This is a genomic window from Ruegeria halocynthiae (assembly GCF_900106805.1).
Classification (GTDB): Bacteria; Pseudomonadota; Alphaproteobacteria; order Rhodobacterales; family Rhodobacteraceae; genus Ruegeria; species Ruegeria halocynthiae.
Genome location: NZ_FNNP01000001.1, coordinates 425,730 through 447,140, shown reverse-complemented (window position 1 = coordinate 447,140; position 21,411 = coordinate 425,730). Strand labels below are relative to the sequence as shown.

General features: G+C 56.7%; 17 protein-coding genes. 6 read left to right on the top strand and 11 right to left on the bottom strand.

All coding sequences use genetic code 11. The annotated features are described in order from the left end of the window. Positions 1–5: 5 nt before the first annotated feature. The 3 genes from BLU89_RS02295 to BLU89_RS02285 form a co-directional block, all read right to left on the bottom strand. On the bottom strand, positions 6–2,360 hold the full coding sequence (locus BLU89_RS02295) for a TRAP transporter large permease (protein ID WP_074734133.1): 2,355 nt from the start codon (positions 2,358–2,360) through the stop codon (positions 6–8). Between the two features lie 17 nt (positions 2,361–2,377). Then, positions 2,378–3,304 (bottom strand): TRAP transporter small permease subunit, encoded by a 927-nt coding sequence (locus BLU89_RS02290; protein ID WP_074736315.1) that lies wholly within the window; start codon positions 3,302–3,304, stop codon positions 2,378–2,380. 119 nt (positions 3,305–3,423) lie between these two features. Then, positions 3,424–4,506 carry a TRAP transporter substrate-binding protein gene (locus BLU89_RS02285; RefSeq protein WP_074734131.1) on the bottom strand — a complete coding sequence of 361 codons (1,083 nt, stop codon included), beginning with the start codon at positions 4,504–4,506 and terminating at the stop codon, positions 3,424–3,426. A 245-nt stretch (positions 4,507–4,751) separates the two neighbouring features. On the opposite strand from BLU89_RS02285, the gene BLU89_RS02280 reads away from it, so the two are divergent. Continuing rightward, entirely contained in the window at positions 4,752–6,185 is a 1,434-nt protein-coding gene (locus BLU89_RS02280; protein ID WP_074734130.1) for a cache domain-containing protein, read from the top strand. Beyond that, positions 6,185–6,832 carry a response regulator transcription factor gene (locus BLU89_RS02275; protein ID WP_074734128.1) on the top strand — a complete coding sequence of 216 codons (648 nt, stop codon included), beginning with the start codon at positions 6,185–6,187 and terminating at the stop codon, positions 6,830–6,832. Before BLU89_RS02280 ends, BLU89_RS02275 begins: the two co-directional genes overlap by 1 nt. 262 nt (positions 6,833–7,094) lie before the next feature. Here BLU89_RS02275 and BLU89_RS21900 read toward each other — a convergent pair whose 3' ends face one another. Both BLU89_RS21900 and BLU89_RS02265 read right to left on the bottom strand, forming a co-directional pair. Then, positions 7,095–7,292 (bottom strand): VOC family protein, encoded by a 198-nt coding sequence (locus BLU89_RS21900; RefSeq protein WP_342721923.1) that lies wholly within the window; start codon positions 7,290–7,292, stop codon positions 7,095–7,097. 50 nt (positions 7,293–7,342) lie between these two features. Continuing rightward, a complete protein-coding gene (locus BLU89_RS02265; RefSeq protein ID WP_074734127.1) occupies positions 7,343–8,188 on the bottom strand; it encodes a HalD/BesD family halogenase in 846 nt (281 codons plus the stop codon). A 426-nt stretch (positions 8,189–8,614) separates the two neighbouring features. Between BLU89_RS02265 and BLU89_RS02260 the strand changes: the two genes are divergently transcribed. The 4 genes from BLU89_RS02260 (at position 8,615) to BLU89_RS02245 (ending at position 13,316) form a co-directional block, all read left to right on the top strand. After that, a complete protein-coding gene (locus BLU89_RS02260; protein ID WP_074734125.1) occupies positions 8,615–10,366 on the top strand; it encodes an acetolactate synthase 3 large subunit in 1,752 nt (583 codons plus the stop codon). A 74-nt stretch (positions 10,367–10,440) separates the two neighbouring features. Further along, positions 10,441–11,712, top strand: a complete 1,272-nt coding sequence (locus BLU89_RS02255; protein ID WP_176797648.1) for a glycosyltransferase family 87 protein — start codon at positions 10,441–10,443, stop codon at positions 11,710–11,712. Continuing rightward, positions 11,709–12,269 (top strand): acetolactate synthase small subunit, encoded by a 561-nt coding sequence (gene ilvN, locus BLU89_RS02250; RefSeq protein WP_074734122.1) that lies wholly within the window; start codon positions 11,709–11,711, stop codon positions 12,267–12,269. Before BLU89_RS02255 ends, ilvN begins: the two co-directional genes overlap by 4 nt. Positions 12,270–12,608: 339 nt before the next feature. Then, complete coding sequence (locus BLU89_RS02245; RefSeq protein WP_074734120.1) at positions 12,609–13,316, top strand: helix-turn-helix domain-containing protein; 708 nt, start codon at positions 12,609–12,611, stop codon at positions 13,314–13,316. An 11-nt stretch (positions 13,317–13,327) separates the two neighbouring features. On the opposite strand, the gene BLU89_RS02240 is transcribed toward BLU89_RS02245, so the two are convergent. The 6 genes from BLU89_RS02240 to BLU89_RS02215 form a co-directional block, all read right to left on the bottom strand. Beyond that, positions 13,328–14,119 (bottom strand): DUF2189 domain-containing protein, encoded by a 792-nt coding sequence (locus BLU89_RS02240; RefSeq protein WP_074734119.1) that lies wholly within the window; start codon positions 14,117–14,119, stop codon positions 13,328–13,330. Positions 14,120–14,147: 28 nt separating this feature from the next. Continuing rightward, positions 14,148–15,545 (bottom strand): amidase, encoded by a 1,398-nt coding sequence (locus tag BLU89_RS02235; RefSeq protein WP_074734117.1) that lies wholly within the window; start codon positions 15,543–15,545, stop codon positions 14,148–14,150. 170 nt (positions 15,546–15,715) lie between these two features. Continuing rightward, positions 15,716–16,369: a M50 family metallopeptidase gene (locus BLU89_RS02230; protein ID WP_245709642.1), complete on the bottom strand. Its 654-nt coding sequence runs from the start codon at positions 16,367–16,369 to the stop codon at positions 15,716–15,718. After that, a complete protein-coding gene (gene prfB, locus BLU89_RS02225; RefSeq protein ID WP_074734115.1) occupies positions 16,370–17,497 on the bottom strand; it encodes a peptide chain release factor 2 in 1,128 nt (375 codons plus the stop codon). Between the two features lie 88 nt (positions 17,498–17,585). After that, positions 17,586–20,072 carry a penicillin-binding protein 1A gene (locus tag BLU89_RS02220; RefSeq protein WP_074734113.1) on the bottom strand — a complete coding sequence of 829 codons (2,487 nt, stop codon included), beginning with the start codon at positions 20,070–20,072 and terminating at the stop codon, positions 17,586–17,588. Positions 20,073–20,167: 95 nt separating this feature from the next. Next, complete coding sequence (locus BLU89_RS02215; RefSeq protein WP_074734111.1) at positions 20,168–21,388, bottom strand: N-acetylmuramoyl-L-alanine amidase; 1,221 nt, start codon at positions 21,386–21,388, stop codon at positions 20,168–20,170. Positions 21,389–21,411: the final 23 nt, after the last annotated feature.

The following is a 21,411-nucleotide window of genomic DNA, read 5'->3' as shown; positions in this document are numbered from 1 at the left end:
TCGGATCAGCTTGGGATCAGATCAGGTACAATTGTCACGATCGAAGGGAAAAACCACAAGATCGCAATGCCAACCACCTGAATAATCACAAAGGGAATGATGCCTCGATAGATATGGCCGGTTGTGACTTCTTTCGGTGCAACGCCCCTCAGATAGAACAGCGCGAACCCGAACGGCGGCGTCAGGAACGAGGTTTGCAGGTTCACTGCCACCATGATCGTCACCCATTTCGGATCAAACGACCCGCCGTAAATCACCGGCCCCACAATGGGGATCACGATGTAGATGATTTCGAGGAAATCCAGCACGAAGCCCAGGAAGAACAGTACCAGCATCACGATCAGGAAGACCGTAAACTCGTTGTCGAAGCTCTTGAGGAACTGCTGGATGTAATGCTCTCCTCCGAACGAAATCACCACAAGGTTCAGCAGCTGCGACCCGATCAGAATGGTGAAAACCATTGAGGTCACCTTGGCCGTTTCGCGCACCACCGGGGTCAGCACCCCACTGGAGAACAGAACCCAGCAGCCAAACAGCAGACCAAACAAAGCATACAGATATGCCGAATAGGCGATGATAAAGGCAATCCAGCTTTCGACCGTTACGCCACCCTGATTGATGCGCAGATCAAAGTTCACCCCCATCAGCAAGGCTATGACGACGGCGAAGGTGGACCATATGATTACCCTGCCCGACCGCCCCTGATCCTGAAGCTTGCGATAGGCCGCCAGCATGATCGCTCCGCCTGCCCCCAGTGCCGCGGCGGGCGTTGGGTTGGTCACGCCGCCAAGGATCGAGCCCAGCACTGCGATGATCAGAACCAATGGTGGGAAGACCACGCGGATCAGATCATTCGTGGCACAGCGCGCAGCCGCTTCTTTGCAGCCATACATAGCCAGCGCAAAAGGTATGGCCAACAGCACGAATGTGGCCCCCGATGAGGTTGTCGGCGCGATCAGCAGCACATCCACCAGCAGCATCAGGAGAAGGCCGATGGCTCCCACGATCAAAGGCTGTGGCGCCCGCGACGGCGCGATACCACGGCCCAACACCAGCGTCAGGCCCAAAAGAACCACGATCACGGCCACACCGTTTCCAATCGGCGCAGCCGAAGCGATCTTGGCCTCCTGCGCGGCGGCCAGTTCCTCTTCGCTCAAGCGCTTCGCTTCCGCCGCGCCTCCGGCTGCGTCAATCGCGTCCTGCTCGGCAACAGCCTGATCCCATGTGGACTGTCCATGCAACTCGATCATCGAGGCTTTGCACTCTTCCGAGACATTCGTTCGCAGCGACGCGCCCTGCCCGATATCCGAGAAGGACGAGACCGAGATGTTCTGGCTGCCGATCACACCCGCGCTACCCAGCAGCACAGCGCCGACGATCACAGCAACCGGAGCACCCAACAGCCAGGTCAGGCCTTCTGCGCGTGTGATGGTCTCACCCGAGCCGCCCGACATCTCAACCGCCGGGGCCTTGTGCGGGTTCAGCAGCGCATATCCGAAGGCGTAGAGCGCATAGAGCAGTGCCAGCATGATCCCCGGCAACAACGCTGCTTGGAACAGCGTTCCCACCGAGACAACCGCAGGCTGACCCAGATAGGTCAGCGCATCGGTGCAACCTGCATCGACGGCGCGCGTTTCCTGAGCAGTCGAATAGAGGTCACCCGCCAGTGTTCCAAGCAAAACAATCACGATGGATGGCGGAATGATCTGCCCCAAAGTTCCCGAGGCGGCGATCACACCCGTTGCCAGTTCCGGCGAATAATTGTTGCGCAACATGGTTGGCAGCGCCAACAAACCCATTGTCACCACAGTCGCACCCACGATGCCCGTCGAGGCGGCAAGGAACGCGCCCACAACCACGATCGACACAGCCAAACCGCCGGGCAACGGGCCAAATACGCGCGCCATCGTGGTCAGCAGATCATTCGCGATCTTGGATCGCTCCAGCGTGATGCCCATCAGGACGAACATCAGAACGGCCAGTAGGGTTTCGATAGATTGCCCAGCCAGAACACGTTCGTTCATGCGGTTTACAATGAACGAGACGTTGCGATCTAGCGCAGTTTCCCAGCCTTGTACAAAGACCGGTTCGGCTATTCTGGGTAGGTCCGGGTATCGGAATATGGATATGACATCCGGTTTGATCCCTGAATTCACCAGATCCCGATACCCAGTTGACCCGGTATCAATCGCCTGATGGATCAACAGTCCGGCGCTGTCTAATGCAGCGATGATCCCGAACGAGATCACCCCGGCCCCGCCGATGGCAAATGCCACCGGAAATCCCGAAAGGATGCCTCCGAAGAGGCAGAAGAATACGATAATGAGGCCTATCTCGACGCCATCAAGTCCGAATAGCATTGTCTGGTTCTCCGTCCCTAATGCGCGCCTTCGTAGGCTTCTTCACCCTCACCAAGGCTGTCCTTGTCGAGGTATTTTCCAATGCTTTCCGGCCCTTCCACATATTCCAGATACGAACGGTACAGGAACGCGATAGCGTGGAGGAACACCATGGCAGCAAAAGCCACCAGCAGGATTTTAAACAGGAAATAGGCGTTGAACCCGTTTGGGCTGAACCCGATGGTTTCCACGTTCCAGCGCAGCGCGCGGGATTTGGTCAGCAACCGATCCAACGCGTCACTGGCCGATGGTTTCGGCACGATCAGGTGCCGCCACATGAAGTACCAGCCATACATCCAGGTCAACACGGCCATGGGCATCATAAACAGCACTGCACCGCACATGTCGACCACGCGCTTGGCTTTGTGGCTGATGCCCGCATAGATCAGGTCAACCCGGACGTGACCGCCTTGCACAAAGGTGTAAGTGCAGCACAGGCAGACGACCATGGCGTTATAAAGTTTAAGTTCTTCCGCGAACCAGCTGATATCCATCTGAAACGGAATACCCAGCCCGAAAGACATGTCGGGGCGCGTAAAAACCCGCTGCATGAAAACGATGACGATCTGCTGGATCACCATCAACAACCCGGCCCATGCAAAGAAGCGGCCCGTTGTATTGGCAAAACCTTCAAGCCCACGCACCATGCCCCACATGAATCCACGCCAGTAGAGCCCGATGGCTGTCAGCACGAGAAACAGCGTGAAGATCACAAAGAAGAACTCGACCGAACCGCCATAATAGACAAAGCGCATGATCGCTTCTTTGTCCGACCAGTTCAGCCAGAGTTGCGGATGCGTGATGGCATATCCGAAATTATAGAAGGCTTCGGCAATGTTCTGAATGAACCAGATCAGTCCATTCCACAGGGCGCCGAAGAACGAGATACCGTTATCGTCCTGCATGTTGTCCCCAGGTCGCATCGGTTGCACGTTTCATTGTTGCGATATGTCCGAACCGCTTATGTGCAACGGGAATGGCTCCCCCGACTGGCGGGGGAACCGATTGCATTGAGCGCGATCGCTTAGCCGCGAACGCGGTTGCGTTGTGCGGTGTAGACGCCCGAAGATAGACCCTGCCAGCCCGACGACGACGCCGATGACGCCATTGCGCTGTCGTGGATCTTCTTGAACAGTTCGTCGCCCATGTTTTCGTCCAGAACTTCTTGGCTGGCCGCGCCAAACGCATCCCAAACGCTGTCCGGGAATTCCATGACCTTGACACCACCCGACTGCAGACGCTGCAGTGCGGCACCGTTGTTTGCCAGGAATTGCGACAGATTCCATTGATGGCATTCGCCGGCAGCGATTTCGATGATCTTCTGTTGTGCTGCCGTCAGGCTATCAAACACCTCCCGGTTGGTTGCCAGCGACAGACCTGCATTCGGCTCGTGGAAACCAGCGGTGTAGTAAACCTTTGTGATTTCCTGGAAACCGGCCTTTTCATCGGCCCATGGACCAATCCACTCGGTCCCGTCGATCGCGCCGGATGACAGCGCCTGATACACTTCCGAACCCGGAATGTTCTGTACCGATGCGCCCAGTTTACCCAGTGCTTTGCCACCAAGACCCGGCATACGGAACTTCAGGCCATTGAAGTCTTCGGGGCTGTTGATCTCTTTCGAATACCAACCACCAGCTTGCGCGCCGGTGTTACCTGCCAGGAACGATTTCAGGCCAAAGATTTCGCCCAGCTCGTCATGCAGCTCCATCCCGCCATCCTGGTAGTACCAGTTGACCATTTCCTGAGCGGTCATGCCGAACGGAACCGCGGTGAAGAAAGCATAGCCCGGGTGCTGACCGACAAAGTAGTAGTCGGCCGCGTGGTACATATCGGCCTGACCGGACGAAACCGCATCAAATACTTCGAACGCGCCAACCAGTTCGCCGGCTGCTTTGATTTCCACGTTCAGGTTGCCATCCGACATCGTGGTGATGCTGTCGGCGCAACGCTGCGCACTGTCGAACACGCCCGCAAGGCCGCGGCCCCACGAGGTAACCATGGTTAGCGTACGCTTGCCCTGCGCATAGGCCGGTGCTGCCAGCGTGGTGGCTGCAGCAGCCGAGCCGCCCAGTGCCGACGTTTTCAGAAACTTACGACGATCCATATGAGTGATCCTCCCCTACTTATTCATTACCCAGATTTTCCCGGGCCGATCGTTTCTAGTGCGCGTCAGCCTAATTCCGCACACATGAATGTGAATACCTATTAATACGTAGCCGGGCCGGTTTTTCCGCGCTCAAGGCCGCAAATCAGGCTAATTTCACCTGTCTACCATCTAAAACGGCGGCTGAGACCACCAATCGCCCAATCTTTTTGCAATTTCCCGGTAGCGCGCGTATCGATTCGACCATGAGAGGAATCCGAAATCTCATTTCGCTGACCTATGCGCAGAAACTGTCGCTGGTTGCCGCAATTCCGCTGATCGCGGCAGTCGCGGCAATTGCGTTGGTGGTTGCGTACGAATCCCGTGCGACCGCCGAAAGCGAGATACAAGCCCTCGAACGCCGCCTCATCGAAGCTAAAAAAGAAGAGCTACGCAATTATGTAACGCAGGCCCGCAACGGATTTGCTTACATCTACGGCCGCGCTTCGCCCGACGATGAGGTGGCCAAGAGTCTCGTTGCTCAAATCCTGTCGGCGATGATCTACGGCAAAGATGGGTTTTTCTTCGTCTACGATTACGACGGCAACAATCTGGTCAGCCCGCGCCAGACTGAATTTATCAATCGCAACTGGGCTGACCTGACCGACAGCGACGGCACGCCGATTGTAAACGAATTCATCAGTCTCGCCCGTCAAGGTGCGGGATGGCACAGCTTTATGTGGCAAAAGCCTTCGACCGGCGAAGAGGCGCAAATGATTGCTTATGTGGTCGGCCTTCAAGACTGGCGCTGGTTGGTAGGCACCGGTGTCTTCATCGACGACATTGTTGCTACCGTTGCCAATGCGCGCGCCGAGGTCGAGGCGCGTGTGCAGCGTACTTTCCTGTATATCGGCGGCATTGTCTTGGCCGCTGTTTTGATCGTGTTCGCCTCGGGCATGTTGTTGAATTTTCGCGAGCGCAGACTGGCGGATGCCAAGCTCAAGGAACTGACCCAACGAGTGCTGGATGCTCAGGAGGAAGAGCGCGGACGCGTCGCCCGCGAATTGCATGATGGCATCAGCCAGATTTTGGTTGGCGTACGCTATGCGCTGGACAATGCCCGCCGACGGCTGGATCTCAGAGACGACGCAGCCGCGCAGGCCCCACTACAAACAGGTATCGACAATCTGGCTACCGCCATCACCGAAGTCCGCCGCATCAGCCGCGACCTGCGCCCCGGCGTTCTGGATGATCTGGGGCTTGGACCGGCACTTAAGGCATTGACTGACGATTTCAGAGAACGCACGGGTATTGAAACCGAATTCTCGACTGTGGTGTTCCGAAACAGGTTGGATCAGGACAGCAAGATTGCCCTCTACCGGATCGCACAGGAAGCCCTGACCAATATCGAACGCCACGCGGGCGCGACCCATGTTACCATTGACCTGCGGGGTCATAAGAAAGGCGCCACGATGCGGATCACAGACAATGGTCGCGGGTTGCGAAGTGAACCGGGCCACGTCAGCACCGGAATCGGATTGCGCAACATGCAAGAGCGGATCGAACAGCTTGACGGCACTTTGCGCATCCTTTCGTCGCGCGGCGGGCGCAGCGGCACTGTTATTGAAGTCAGCCTTCCGCTCAGCCATATGCTACCACCGCAGGAAGACCCCACGCCAAAACGAAAGGCCGGTATCTGATGCCCGACACAATCATCCGGGTCCTCATTGTTGACGATCATCCCATGGTTGCCGAAGGCATTCAGTCCATACTGGAAAGCTTTGAGGATATTGATGTGGTCGGAACACTCTCAAACGGGCAAGAGGCTGTCGATCAGGCAACCCATCTAAAGCCGGACGTAATTCTGATGGACCTCAATATGCCTGGCCTGAGCGGGCTCAGCGCCACCGAGATCATTCTGGAGCGCCTGCCTGATACCCGCATCCTGATCCTGTCGATGCATGACAGCCCTGAGTATATCTCGACCGCCCTCAGCCACGGCGCCAAGGGCTATGTGTTAAAGGACGTTCCCACCGAAGAAATCAAGCAGGCCATCGACGCAGTGATGCGGGGCGAACGTTACCTGTGCACCGGTGCCAGCGGGTCGCTGGAACCCAAGGACGGCAACACGCGTGAGGCACTGACAGGCCGCGAGCAAACGATCTTGCTGGAACTGGCGCAGGGTAAATCCAACAAAGAAGTCGCGCAATCGCTGGATATTTCGGTGCGTACGGTCGAAACTCACCGCAAAAACATAAAACGCAAACTCGGCATCTCCTCCACCGCCGGTCTGACCCGCTATGCACTGGAACATGGCGTCTTGCAGGGCACCAGCCCCGGGTTCTGACCGCAGCGCGGCACGCGCTGCCCGGCCCAACCGGAGGAGGCGCGCCGATAGGCGCGTTGACAACGGGCGGGAGCCCCTCGCTATCTCGGTCGGATACCCTGGCCAAAGAAGATCAGCGTACCATCCTCGTCGATCACATGAAACTCACGCTGCTGCTGAGGCTGATCGAAGGTGCGCGCACCCGGCCCTTGGGCAGATCTTCCAATCCCGGGCACAGGCTGTCGTGCAGCGCATCAATCCCATCAACATCGATATAGAAGGATTAATCATCCCCCAGGGGGAGACCATCCGTGCGCGGCGGGCATTCCAGCAAGCGGATGGCAACCGATTCAGGCCTTAGAAAAGCATATTTGTCTTGCTTGAAAGTGCAGGTAAATCCCAGGCGGTCACAATAGAATTCTATCTGCGCATCCAAAGACGAGCACAGAACAAATGGTGTTAGCTGCAATATCTGCGACATCAAAGGCGACTCCCCGGCAATAATGGGATCAGTTTTGAAGCCTGCCCGTCTCAATCCAATAATTCGTCACCCCTGAGCCCTGCGCGTTCATAGTGATGCGGCAGGACACGACCATAAAGTTGCCGCGTACGCTCGACCCCGCCGCACATGCCTTTGGTTTCAACAAATGAGAAGATACCCACATAGCGCTTCCGCGCGCCCTCGACCGGAGCGACCCGATGCAAGGCATAGCGCCCTTTGAATATCTGCAGATCTCCCGGTTGTAACTCCAGCCTGTGAACCCCGTCCATGCGTCCATCCAAAACCGCAGCAACGGCGTTGAAATTCTCGTCCTCACTGGTGCGCAGATTGGGCGCGTATTCAAATGCACCGCCGGCTTCGCCATTCTGGATTGCCAGCGTAACCGTGTAATTGTTGGTATCGAAATGCCAGGGAAAGCCCTGCCCCTCCTCGACCACATTGATAATCACATCCGCCAGCGGATCATCATATCGAAAGAACCGGTCCTCTGGCTCGTTCAAAGCTTCTCGGATGAACGGCATGAAACCTTCATACTCGTAGATCCGTCGCAGAGGGCTTGTGTTAGCGAAGTTGTCTGCTGGCACAAAGGCATTGGACCGGTCGAAAAAACGCCGGATTGGATGCCCGATGCCAAAGCTCGGGTCGTCCAGAGTGAAATAGGCATTCGTACGATTGAACGAGCGATGCGCCTTAGGAGCCACGTTGTCAGCCTCAGCAACAAGTTTTTCCAAACCCTCTTCATGAACAAAGCGCGACAGAATCGCACATCCATCAACGTCCAGATCCCGCCGCAGGTCCGCGATCAACTGCCGGTATCCAAAGGATTCTGGCCGGTCGATCGGATATCGCCCCAAATCTACAAGATCGTGCAACATGTCTGATCTCCCGATGTAGTGCTATGTTCATCAGCCTGCCTCAGCATCGGGGGGGTGCTCTGCTCTGTTTCAGACATGGACCTGACGCAATCAGACCACTCTCCTGCACGGCCACACACATAAAAAACCACTCGATCTTCGCGGATGTTTCCCCACCTGCGTCATTTTGCGCAACAAAATACTAAAATTTGCAAGCTGTGACTTACAATATTTTTTTAATTGCCTGTTGACGCCCCTTTCCCTCAACCATAATGTCCCTGCACGCAAAGAAGGAGCCTCTGGCGATGAGAACGCTAGTCGTAATCGTAGGATACACGCGCATGGGCCGGTGACGGTTAACCATAATCGAACCCATGCGCCTCCGAAAATCTCGGGGGCTTTTTTTTGGCAATACGCAAGACACATGTCGCGAACGGAGCAAAGCAGATGACACGTGAGATGACCGGCGCAAAGATGGTGGTTCAGGCCCTCAAGGATCAGGGCGTTGACACAGTATTCGGATACCCCGGTGGCGCCGTCCTACCGATCTATGATGAGATCTTTCTGCAAAATGATATCCGCCATATTCTGGTGCGGCACGAACAAGGTGCGGTACACGCGGCTGAAGGCTATGCGCGTTCGACCGGTAAACCAGGCGTTGCTCTGGTGACGTCCGGCCCCGGCGCGACAAACGCCGTGACCGGCCTGACTGACGCGTTATTGGATTCGATCCCGATTGTGGTTCTGACCGGGCAGGTCCCGACCTTTATGATCGGCTCGGATGCCTTTCAAGAGGCAGACACGGTTGGCATTACCCGCCCCTGCACCAAGCATAACTGGCTGGTGAAGGATACGGACTCTCTTGCCCCGACGATGCACGAAGCCTTCCACGTTGCCACTTCGGGCCGCCCCGGCCCTGTGTTGGTCGATATACCGAAGGACGTTCAGTTTGCCTCGGGTGAGTACGCGGCACCAAAGCCGTCGACCTCGCACTACCAACCGGTGGTAAAGGGCGATCTGGAAGAGATCACGGAACTGGTTGCGGCAATCGAGACCGCAAAGAAGCCGGTTTTCTACACCGGGGGTGGCGTCATCAACTCTGGCCCCGCTGCCAGCCAGTTGCTGCGCGAGCTTGTGGACGCAACCGGTTTTCCGATCACCTCGACTCTGATGGGGCTCGGCGCCTACCCTGCCTCAGGTGACAACTGGCTCGGTATGCTTGGGATGCACGGGCTTTATGAAGCCAACATGGCGATGCATGACTGCGACCTGATGATCAACATCGGCGCACGTTTTGACGACCGCATCACCGGCCGCATCGATGCGTTCTCGCCCAAGTCGATCAAGGCGCATGTGGATATCGACCCATCGTCGATCAACAAGGTTATCCGGGTGGATATCCCAATCGTTGGCGATGTTGCCCATGTGCTTGAGGATATTCTGAAAGTCTGGAAAGCCCGTGGTCGCAAAACGGACGTTGCCAACATCAAACAGTGGCAAGAACAGATCAGCGAATGGCGCAAAATCAATTGTCTTGCTTTTACCAACAGCGAGAAAACCATCAAACCGCAACATGCATTGCAGCGGCTTGAAGAGCTGACCAAGAATCACGACCGCTATGTCACGACTGAGGTCGGACAGCACCAGATGTGGGCAGCGCAATATCTTGGCTTTGAAGACCCCAACCGCTGGATGACATCGGGCGGATTGGGCACGATGGGCTATGGCTTCCCAGCATCCATCGGCGTGCAGATGGCGCACCCCGATGCGCTGGTCATCAACGTGGCCGGTGAAGCGTCGTGGTTGATGAATATGCAGGAAATGGGCACCGCGACACAGTACCGTTTACCTGTGAAACAGTTCATCCTTAACAACGAACGCCTTGGCATGGTGCGCCAGTGGCAAGAGCTGCTGCATGGCGAACGCTATTCCCACAGCTGGTCCGAGGCCTTGCCTGATTTTGTGAAACTCGCCGAGGCCTTTGGGGCCAAAGGCATCCTGTGTTCCGACCCGGCCGATCTGGACGATGCGATCATGGAGATGATCAACTATGACGGTCCGGTGATCTTTGATTGCTTGGTCGAAAAGCACGAAAACTGTTTCCCGATGATCCCGTCAGGCAAAGCCCACAACGAGATGCTGCTGGGTGAAGCCGAGACACAAGGTGTGATCGAATCCGGAGGCGCTGTACTCGTTTAGCCATCATAGCGCCCAACGAAAAACAAATGTCACCCATAATGTAGCCGCGCTGACCAACGAAAAAGGGAATGATCATGCGTGATCTCAGCAGTCAGTTCTCGACCAAGGCATCTAGTCCGATAGAGAATCTGTCAATATTTGCCGGACGTCGTGGTTGGCAAGTGGGGCTTATGGTTCCGCTCTTCGTCCTGGCATTGACTTTGTTCTGGGTCGGGTCTGGCTGGTATGCCGTTGTCGTCCAGGGTAAAATGTCATTATCCGTTGATTTCAAGGTGTTTTGGGCGGCTGGTCATCTGGCGCATTTGGGCGATCCACTCGCTGCATTTGATATCGACAGGTTATCAGAGGTCCACGAAGCATCGAAGGAAGATGACTGGATGCCATGGTCCTATCCTCCTTCCTTCCTTGTCGCGCTTATGCCGCTTGGTGCGCTGTCGTTTTCTCCGGCCTGGGCGATGTTTACGGTAATCTCTCTTGTCGCGATGCTTCTCGCGATACGACCTTTTGCCTGTGGAATTGTGCCGGTCTGGCTTGCGTTTGCCTTCGCCCCCGCCATGTTGCCGAATTTCTATATGGGACAAACCACCGCGCTATGGGCGGCTGGCCTACTAGGCGCCTTGGCAGCGCTAAAGCACGAACGCTTCGTGTTGGCTGGGTTTTTTATTGGATTGCTGACGCTTAAACCTCAACTCGGCCTGCTCATTCCACTTGCACTGATCGCGAGCGGCTCTTGGCGGACGATCATGTCAGCCACGGTCACGACGCTCGTCATATCGCTTCTATCCACTCTTGTTGTAGGCGTCGATTATTGGTCTGAAATGCGCCATATGATGGGCGTTCATTTCGAAGAGATCCAAGGATCTATCCATTTGAATACCCTCATGCTGAGCCCATATTCCCTAATTGCCGGTATCGGTTTGCCGGAACCCGTGGCGCTTGCCACGCAGTGGATTTTGACTGGATTGTCAGGGATTGCTGTTTTCGTCGCCTGGCGCAGCCCCAAAGTTGACTTCGACCTGCGCGCAGCAGTTCTTATACTGGGTATATCCTTGTCTACCCCCTACTTCTGGTTCTACGAGGCAGGATTGCTAGCGATCGCAACATTGTTCCTTTTGCGCGCGGGTGTTCTGACAAAGACGCCATTGCGTCTTGCCCTGGCCGCAGCGATGTGGATCGGCATCGGACCAGCAACACATTTGGTGCTGTTCAAAATGACCGATACACTTTCATTGCGGCTCGTTTTCGCCCCGATCCTGATACTGGCTTGCGCTGTATGCCTTCAGGCATTGATTTCCAAACTCCGCAAGCCGGCAGACACCTACCTAATTGATGAGGTCCTTCAATGACACCGCTAAACATCGTCAAAGGCTCCACGCGGCATTCTGCCTACAACCTGCGCCCCACCTTTTCGGACGTGCAGGAACAGCACACGATTGCGGTGCTTGTTGAAAATGAACCCGGTGTACTTGCCCGAGTGATCGGGCTGTTCTCGGGCCGCGGCTATAACATCGAAAGCCTGACGGTTGCCGAGGTGGACCACACCGGACATCTCAGCCGCATTACCATCGTCACCACAGGCACGCCGCAGGTGATCGAGCAGATCAAGGCCCAACTTGGGCGCATCGTCTCGGTTCGTGATGTGCATGACCTTACGGTCGAAGGTGCCGCAGTCGAGCGCGAGCTGGCGATCATCAAAGTTGTGGGCGAAGGTGACAAGCGTGTCGAGGCGCTGCGTCTGGCCGACATCTTCCGTGCCAACGTGGTCGACAGCACCCTGAATTCATTCATCTTTGAAATCACTGGTGCGCCGGACAAGATCGACGCATTTGCAGATCTGATGCGCCCTCTGGGCTTGGTCGAGATCGCCCGCACCGGTGTAGCTGCGTTGTTGCGCGGCGATTAAGTTCCACTCCTCCGCTCCGGCGCAGATTTTGTGATCGGGGCGGACGCATAGTGAACCATGCCGCCGTCTGCATGATACGCAGCTCGGATCACATATATTTGAGCAACAGCATGAAAAAGATCATGCAAATAGGCCAAATGCCAGTTGATTTTGCACGTTATCCCGCTAGCCTGTAAAGGTGGCGGGTCATTTACTGGCTTCCGCTGGGGTCATCTTTACGATTTTCTTGAATGATGTGCGGCCTACGCGCTGCCGCATTCGTGTTTTTTCTGAAAATACAAATGGAAATCTTAGACAGACGTGACCGGAATTAACCGCAGCCCCGCAGAATTGCGCAGCATGTTCGGTGCCAACCTCAGACAGCTTGCACGCAAGTACCCGTCAGTTTCCGAGCTGTGCCGCCAACTGGGTATCAACCGCACTCAATTCAATCGCTATCTGTCAGGTGAGAGCTTTCCGCGACCGGATGTACTCGACCGGATTTGCCAGTTTTTTAATGTCGACGCACGTATCTTGTTGAAACCTATGGACGAAATTGAGACGTCCAGTCACCACCCCGCTTCGCAAGTTATTGATCGGTTTCTCACCACCGGGACTGAAGAGTTCTTGGCGACGGGCTTTTATCATGCCGTCGAAACATCCCCTCACAAACGCAATCCGGTCCGAAACAAGCTGCTGTTTGTTCGCCGCATTCGCCATTGCACTTTGTTACGCTGCTATGATCCCAGGTCTCAGATGCCTGGGCAATCTGCCCCTGCGCGCGAGGTTCAGGGCATTGTGTCCTGCATCGGCAGTCAGGTTTTCGCGCTGATGTCCCGACCGGGCGCGCAGGATTGCAGGATGATGGTCCTGACCAAGCAGTCTGAACAGGCCGGGCAAGATTGGTCAGGATACATATACCATTTGGCAGCGAGTAGCGCGCAAGGAACTGGAGTGAGCCGCTTAAAGCTGCGTCACTTCGGACACGACCTGACGGCGGCTCTGCGGTTAAGGCGCGAGGTGCCCCATGCCCTTGATGAGGTCACCCCTACAGTTGCCTTAACCTGAATTCGCCCGGATCAAGCAGGTTTGTGCACGTCAGCGCCGCCATTTTCGGTGATCAGGCGATAAAGATGCCAGCTTGCATGACCCAGCAGAGGCAGAATGATAAACAGGCCCAGAAACCATGGTATCATGGCCAAAAATGTCGTGATGGCAATGAATGCGCCCCATCCCAACATGACTTGCATATTCGCTTTGACGTAACCAAAGCTAGAGATCATTGCGGTCACGAAATCCAGCTCGCGATCCAGCAGCATGGGGATCGAAAGCACCGTAATCATATACAGAATGATCGCAAAAATGGCCCCGACAAGCGTGCCTAGGGCTAACATGGTCAACCCATTCGGGGTCAGGAATACCTCGAACGATGACGAGATGTTGGTCATAGTCGACAGCCCCATGAACAGGGCAAAGATCATATGACCGAGAAAGAACCAGAACAGGAATATCACTACGATAATGGCGCAAATCGACGGCAGTTGCCTGCGGCTTTGCTGTATGACAACACCAAAGATCGCGCCGGGGTTCAGCGGGTCGCCCTGTTCCAGCCGATGAGATATCTCGTAAAGACCCACGGCGGCGAACGGGCCAATCAACGGAAACCCGATCGCGGCCAGCACCAGCCAGAACGACGTTCCCGTCATCAGCGTAACCCACGCCATCAGCCACCCCGCCAACACATAGAAACCTGCAAACAGAAGGCCGAAGAGCGGCGCGCGGCGATAATCCCGCCAGGCCCGGCGCAGCGCCTCTTTCAGCATCTCGGCATCGACGGGTTTCAGTGTCGGCACACCAAAGGGTTTGTCCATTCTTGTTCTCTCCTCCCGGGTGATCATGCTACAAGGCGGGTCGTTTCTGCGGCCATTGCGTTTCGGCATGATAGGCCGCGCCCATCGACAGCATCCGTGCATCCGAGCCACGCGGGCCAAATATCTGCAGCCCCATCGGCAATCCAGCCGCCCCGAACCCCGCAGGTGCGCCCAGACAGGGCAGACCCAGCAAACTGACCGGTGTGACGACCTGCATCCAGCGATGATAGGTATCCATGCCCTGCCCTTCAATCTCGGTCGGGTACGGCTTTTCGATCTCAAACGGCCAGACCTGTGCTGCAGGCAAAACTAACGCATCATAGTCGACGAACAACTCTGCCGCTCGCCTGTACCAGTCTGACCGGATGACGCTGGCGCGGTGTACATCCATCGCGCTGAACGCCAGTCCGCGCTCCAACTCCCATCGGGCCGTGTCCTTGAATACCCCTTCGTGCTCGGCCAGTGGTTCCAGCCCAGTGGCGACGCTCCAGGAGCGCAGCGTGATCCAGCTTTCCCAGATCAGTTCGGCATCAAAAGGGGGTGCAAGGGTGTCGACACGCGCGCCACATCCCTCGAATGCATCCAGCGCGTCGCGGCAAAGCTTTAGAATGCCGGCTTCGCACGGGAATGCGCCACCCCAGTCGCCCAGCCATCCGATCCGCATATCTGTCAGATCGGCCGCGTGTACGGGCGACACTTTGGGGTGGTCCACACTCAGTGGAACTCTGGGATCAGGGCCGGACAGTACGTCAAGCAAAATCCCGATATCCTCGGGGCTGCGCGCCATCGGCCCGAGTGTCGAAAGCTGATGCAGATAGCTGTCCCCTGCCGGTTCCGATGGAACCCGGCCCCAACTTGGTCGGAAGCCATAGACATTGTTCCACGCCGCCGGATTGCGCAGGCTGCCCATCATGTCGGACCCGTCTGCCAGCGCCAGCATCCCCGTTGCCAATGCCACCGCCGCGCCTCCGGAGGACCCACCACACGATCGCGCGGAATCATAGGGGTTACAGGTTGCGCCATAGACGGGGTTGAACGTATGCGAGCCTAACCCGAATTCCGGCGTGTTGGTCTTACCAATCAAGATCGCCCCGGCTGCCCGCAATCTGGCGGCCAGCAGATCGTCAGCTTGCGGAATGTAATCCTTGAAAATCAGAGACCCCTGTGTCGATGCAATGCCTGCCACATTCACCAGATCTTTGACCGCAATTGGCAACCCATGCAGAGGGCCACGTGCGGGCGCGGCATCTGCCTTTTGCGCTTCGGCCATCAGGTCCTCTTCATTTCGCAGCGCGACAATCGCGTTCACCTGAGCGTTCACTTCCGAGATCCGATCCAGGGTCGCGCGCATCAGGTCAGCCGCTGAAAGCTGGCGATTGGACAAACCATCTAGGGTGTCCTTAGCGGATGCTCTGGTCAAATCCATGTGGCTTGTTCCCTTGGCTGCTCATCATCAGCCTAGCCTCGTGGAAAGACCATTTAAAGCCACTGTTTAGATGTATCTTTTCGGCGTTGCGCCGTACACGAAGCCCACAGAAGGTTTTTACCTGACCCGGATGTCGAACCGGATGTTGCTGTCGCGGCCCAGCATGTTTTTCAGGCAGAAAAGATCATGACAATGCTCAGTACCAGCCACAGCCCGCCCCACAACATGGTTGTTCCTCCGAACTCTTCGGCCAACATGTAGGCATCTGACCGCAAGCCTGAACGCCGGATCGTATCGTCGAAAATGTCGAACGGAACGTAGATCATGCTGGTCAGGCCGATGACCCGCAGAATCTGGTCACATAGGTTGCGACTAAGGTACCAGGCGATGGCCAGCATCACCGCTCCGCTGCCAGCACAGAAAACAATGGCAAACGGATCACGGATATAGAGCATCGTCACCACCAGCATGACGCCGCCAAATAGGCCGAGCGCAACCCGGTCCGTATTTGTGCGCAATGCGATCGCCAGCAGGCCCATGCCAAGCAATAGCGACCCCAGATATCCGGCGGACAGGCTGATAAACCGATTGCCGCCTCGTCCGATCACCAGACCACCCTGTTGTGGAGAAACCGAGAAGCTTTCGACCGAGCCACCAGTCAGGACTACGGCCAGCGCGTGTGACAGCTCGTGCAGGAACACAGTCAGAATTTTTAAGGGCAAAACAACTGGTGAGTTCCAGAACACAAACACCAACGCGACCATGACGATCAGTTGCCAATGACCTTTGATCAGGTTCGCCGCAGAGGTCAGGTGCTGCCGCAATTAGTCTTCGCCCTGCGCCTCGGAACGGCTTTTGCCTGAGACGTTCAAGGCCAGTGTCGCCCCCATGAACCCATCAAGATCACCGTCCAGCACGCCTTTGGTGTCCGATGTCTCGTGATTGGTCCGCAGGTCCTTGACCATCTGATAGGGCTGCAACACGTAAGATCGGATCTGGTTGCCCCAGCCCGCATCTCCTTTGGCCTCATGCGCGGCATTGATCTCGGCGTTTCTGCGATCAAGCTCTTGTTGATACAGCCGCGATTTCAGCGCTTTCATGGCGATGTCGCGGTTCTGATGCTGCGACTTCTCGGAACTGGTCACGACGATGCCGGTTGGAATATGCGTGATCCGAACCGCCGAGTCTGTGGTGTTCACGTGCTGACCACCCGCACCCGAAGAACGATAGGTATCCACACGAATATCGGCCGGATTGACCTCAATCTCGATGTTGTCGTCTACTACCGGATAAACCCAGACCGAGCTGAACGACGTATGCCGCTTGGCCGCCGAGTCGAAGGGCGAAATCCGCACCAACCGATGCACGCCACTTTCGGATTTCAGCCAGCCATAAGCGTTGTGACCGGAAATCTTGTAGGCAGCGGATTTGATCCCGGCCTCTTCGCCTGACGTCTCGGATTGCAGCTCGACAGTATAACCCTTTTTCTCAGCCCAGCGGACATACATACGGGCCAACATCGAAGCCCAGTCACAGCTTTCCGTGCCGCCAGCGCCCGAATTTATCTCAAGGAAGGTATCGTTGCCGTCCGCCTCACCATCCAGCAGCGCCTCAAGCTCTTTCTTGGCCGCTTTCGACTGCAGCTTTTTGATCGCGCCTTCGGCGTCAGTGACGACCTCTTCGTCCTCTTCCATCTCACCCAGCTCGATCAGTTCGATATTGTCGCTGAGATCGGTTTTGATGGATTCGTAGGTTTCGATTGCATCGACCAGCATCTGACGCTCGCGCATCAGTTTCTGCGCGTTCTCGGGATTGTCCCACAGGTTCGGGTCTTCGACACGCGCGTTGAATTCCTCCAACCGGTGCGGTGCGGTTTCATAGTCCATGCGCTGCGCCAGCAGCTCCAGCGACTTTTCGATTTCCGCCACGATATTCTGGGTTTCGGCGCGCATGGTCAGGTCCCAACTTGCTCAATCAGGCTTGCGTGATAGCAAGAGGTGCAGGCCACCACAAGACGACTAAACCGGGAAACTTGGGCGGTTAGTAAAGCCCGCCACCCTGCAGGTCACCCTGACTGGCATTAGGGCCAACCGTGATCGTGTCACCGGTCGAGGTGGTCACCTGACGGCCCGAGCTGGCTTCCTCAAACAGCGGCAGATCCGAACCCATCGCAAAACCACCGTCGTAAACGCGGTCGATGAAACCATCCACGCCGTCGCGGAAGTACTCGGCCACGACATAGTCGCCGCTGGCATCCTCGGGCAAGCGCGCGCCACTGAACCGGTCAATCTTGATGAAGTGTCCACCGGGGGGAACCTCGAATGGGCCACCGCCGTATTTCTCGACCGCTTTTTCCATGAAGCCCTGGAAGACCGGGCCGCACAAGGTGCCACCATAAGCCCCCCGCCCCATCGGGCGCGGGCGGTCATAGCCGATGTAGCAACCGGCGACAATGTTCGACGTGAAACCGATAAACCAGGCATCCTTGGACTCGTTGGTCGTGCCGGTCTTGCCCGCGGTGGGCACCGGCAGATTGACAACTCTCGAAGCCGTTCCGCGATCCACCACGCCTTTCATCATCGACGTCAGCTGATAGGCAGTGATCGCATCCATAACCTGACTGCGGTCGGTGACAATCTGCGGGGCTTCGTCCGGTTCAAGCCAGCTGGAACTACAATCCAGGCATTGGCGGTCGTCATGACGATAGATCGTCTTGCCGAACCGATCCTGAATACGATCAACAAGGGTGGGTTCCACCCGTTCGCCGCCATTGGCAAACATCGCATAGGCAGCAACCATCTTGTAAAGCGTGGTCTCTTCGGACCCCAGTGAGTTTGCAAGGAATGCACCCATCCGGTCGTAGACGCCAAACCGCTCGGCATAGCCTGCAACGACGGGCATGGTGATTTCCTGCGCCAAGCGGATGGTCATCAGGTTCCGCGATTGTTCGATCCCGGTACGCAAAGGCGTTGGGCCATAGAACTTGTTGGTCGAGTTCTTGGGGCGCCATAGGCCCTGAGGAGTATTCACTTCGATCGGCGCATCCACAACAATGGTGGCGGGGCTGTATCCGCTGTCCAGAGCCGCAGCATAAACAAACGGCTTGAAGCTAGAGCCAGGCTGGCGCTGCGCCTGAGTGGCGCGGTTGAACACCGTGTCCTGGTATGAGAAGCCACCCTGCATCGCCAGAACACGGCCCGAATTCACGTCCATTGCGACAAAGCCGCCCTGTACTTCGGGCACCTGACGGGCGGACCACTGGCCCTCTTCCCCGGCCATCACAAGAATAACATCACCGCGTTTGAAATTGGCTGCGAAATCACCCTGCATCCACTTAATGTCCTCGCGAGGGATTACACCGTCTGCAGGACCGTCCTCGATGCCAACGGTCAGGGATTGCTCGACCACGTTCAGTACGACAGCGGGATGCCATTGCGTCGGCAACACCACGTCCCGTGGGATTTCCATGATCGCCAACGCCTCGCGCCATTGCGCCTCATCCGCCAGTTTCTCTTCGGGGATCACTTCACCGGTGCCCCGCCATTTCCCGCGCGAGCGGTCGTATTTCTGCAAAGCCGTGCGCAGGGCCTTGGCGGCTTCGACCTGCATCTGTTCGTCCACCGAGGCGCGCACGGTGAATCCACCGGTAAAGAATTCACCCTCACCGAAGTCTTCACTTAGCTGGCGGCGGATTTCGTCAGTGAAGTAATCACGCGGCGGCAGCGCTGTGCGGAAGCTTTCAAAATCGCCATTCTGGACCGAGCGCAGAGGCATCTCAACCTCGACCTCATAGGCCTCCTTATCGATATAGCCGTTCTGCTGCATTTCACGCAGCACATAGTTGCGGCGATTCAACAGGCGTTCTTTCTGCCGGACCGGATGATAATCCGATGGTGCCTTGGGCATTGCTGCCAGCATCGCAGCCTCATGCGGGGCCAGTTCTTGCAGCGTCTTGTTGAAATAGGTCTGCGCCGCAGCAGTCACCCCATAGGAGTTCTGGCCCAGAAAGATCTCGTTCATATAAAGTTCGAGGATCTGTTCCTTGTCGAGCGTATCCTCGAGCCGGGTGGCGAGGATGATCTCCTTGATCTTGCGCTCAGCCCGGCGGTCGCCTGACAGCAAGAAGTTTTTCATCACCTGCTGTGTGATCGTCGATGCACCACGGACAGTTTCGCCCTTCGAACGCACCGCCTCGACCCCTGCCGCGATGATCCCGCGCGGGTCATAGCCCTGGTGGGTGTAGAAATTCTTGTCTTCCGCCGAAATAAACGCCTGTTTCACCAGATCGGGGATTTCCTCGGACGGGGTGAACAGGCGGCGTTCCTGCGCGAATTCATCAATCAGCTGACCTTCACCCGAGTATATCCGGCTGATCGTCGGCGGCTTGTATTGCGCCAGTGACTCGTGGCTGGGCAGGTCGCGCCCATACATCCAAAACACCGCGCCGATCACCAGCGCCGCCATGAAAATACCCAAGGTTACGAGGCTGAAGATTGCCCCGAAAAACGAAAGAATGAACCGGATCACGTTACTGCCTTTTACTCGCGGTGAAGCCTATATAGTGTCGCCCCCCCGCAGGGTCAAAACACGAAAGGCTACAATGGCTATTTTGCGCCGCAGCGTTATTGCCCGATCAGGGAGCGCTTTACCAGATCGTCCTGACGCCAGTTCTCAAGCCCCTGCACGAGACCGCGGGCCATGGATGCCCGCCACTCCGGATCAGAGATGTTCTTGAAATCGCGTGGGCTGGACAAAAATCCCAGCTCAACCAAAACCGATGGAATATCAGCGGCCTTCAACACCGAAAACGATGCAGAACGCAGCGGGCGACGATTCATTGGGCCGCCCTGCTGCGACATGCCATCGACCAACGAGCGCGCCATCGCGTTGCTGCGTGGTTTGGTCTCTTGCCGAGCCAAATCCAGCAACACATCGGCCACCTGATCATCTGCACCACTCAGATCAATGCCCGCAATCAAATCACCCCGGTCATGCCGTTCGGCCAATTTCTGGCTGGCTACGTCCGACGCCTCATCCGACAGCGTGTAGACCACCGCCCCATGCGCCAACCCTTCGGACAACGAATCCGCGTGCAACGAAATGAACACGTCTGCCCCGGCCCGATGCGCCAATGCGATGCGCCGTTCCAGTGATACGAACTGATCGTCAACACGGGTCATAACCACTTCGAAATCACCGCTACGCAACAGCGCCTCGCGCAGTTCGCGGGCGAAAGTCAACATCAGGGTTTTTTCATTTGCATCAGCGACTTCAGCGCCTGGATCAATGCCTCCGTGACCTGGATCCAGCATGACACGCAAAGCATGTTCACCTGCGCGTCGAGGCACCGCCAGTGTCACTGCAGGTTCCGGCAGGTCCCATCCCGGCTGGCGGGGTGCGCCCGCACTGGCCGCGAAACTGTCAAAATCGATCCCTTTCAGGTGCAAGGACAAATGCGCGGCGCCCGTCGCCTGATCAACCCGCAGATCGGCGGTTTCCACCGCCAACGGAGCACCAAGCTCTAGCACCAAACGCGACCAGCCGGGAACATAGGCCCCAAACTGGACACCGCTGATACGACTGCTTTGCAGGAAAGCCTCGCGCTTCAGACCTGACCAGTCGACCTCTTGAAAATCCAGTACCATGCGGTAGGGATCGCGCAGTGTAAAAACGCGGTATGGTACGCCCTGGCTAAGACCAAGTTCGACCCGTACCCCGGTGTTGCCCTCATCAACGATGCGGCTTTGGTCTGGAAGAGCACGCGCAAGCGCGCTGAAGTCCTGCGCGACAGCAGCACCGGTCAGCGCCCAGATCAGGGCGAGTGCGTAGAAAATCCTGCTCATGGCCTCAAGTTATCCCGAGATCG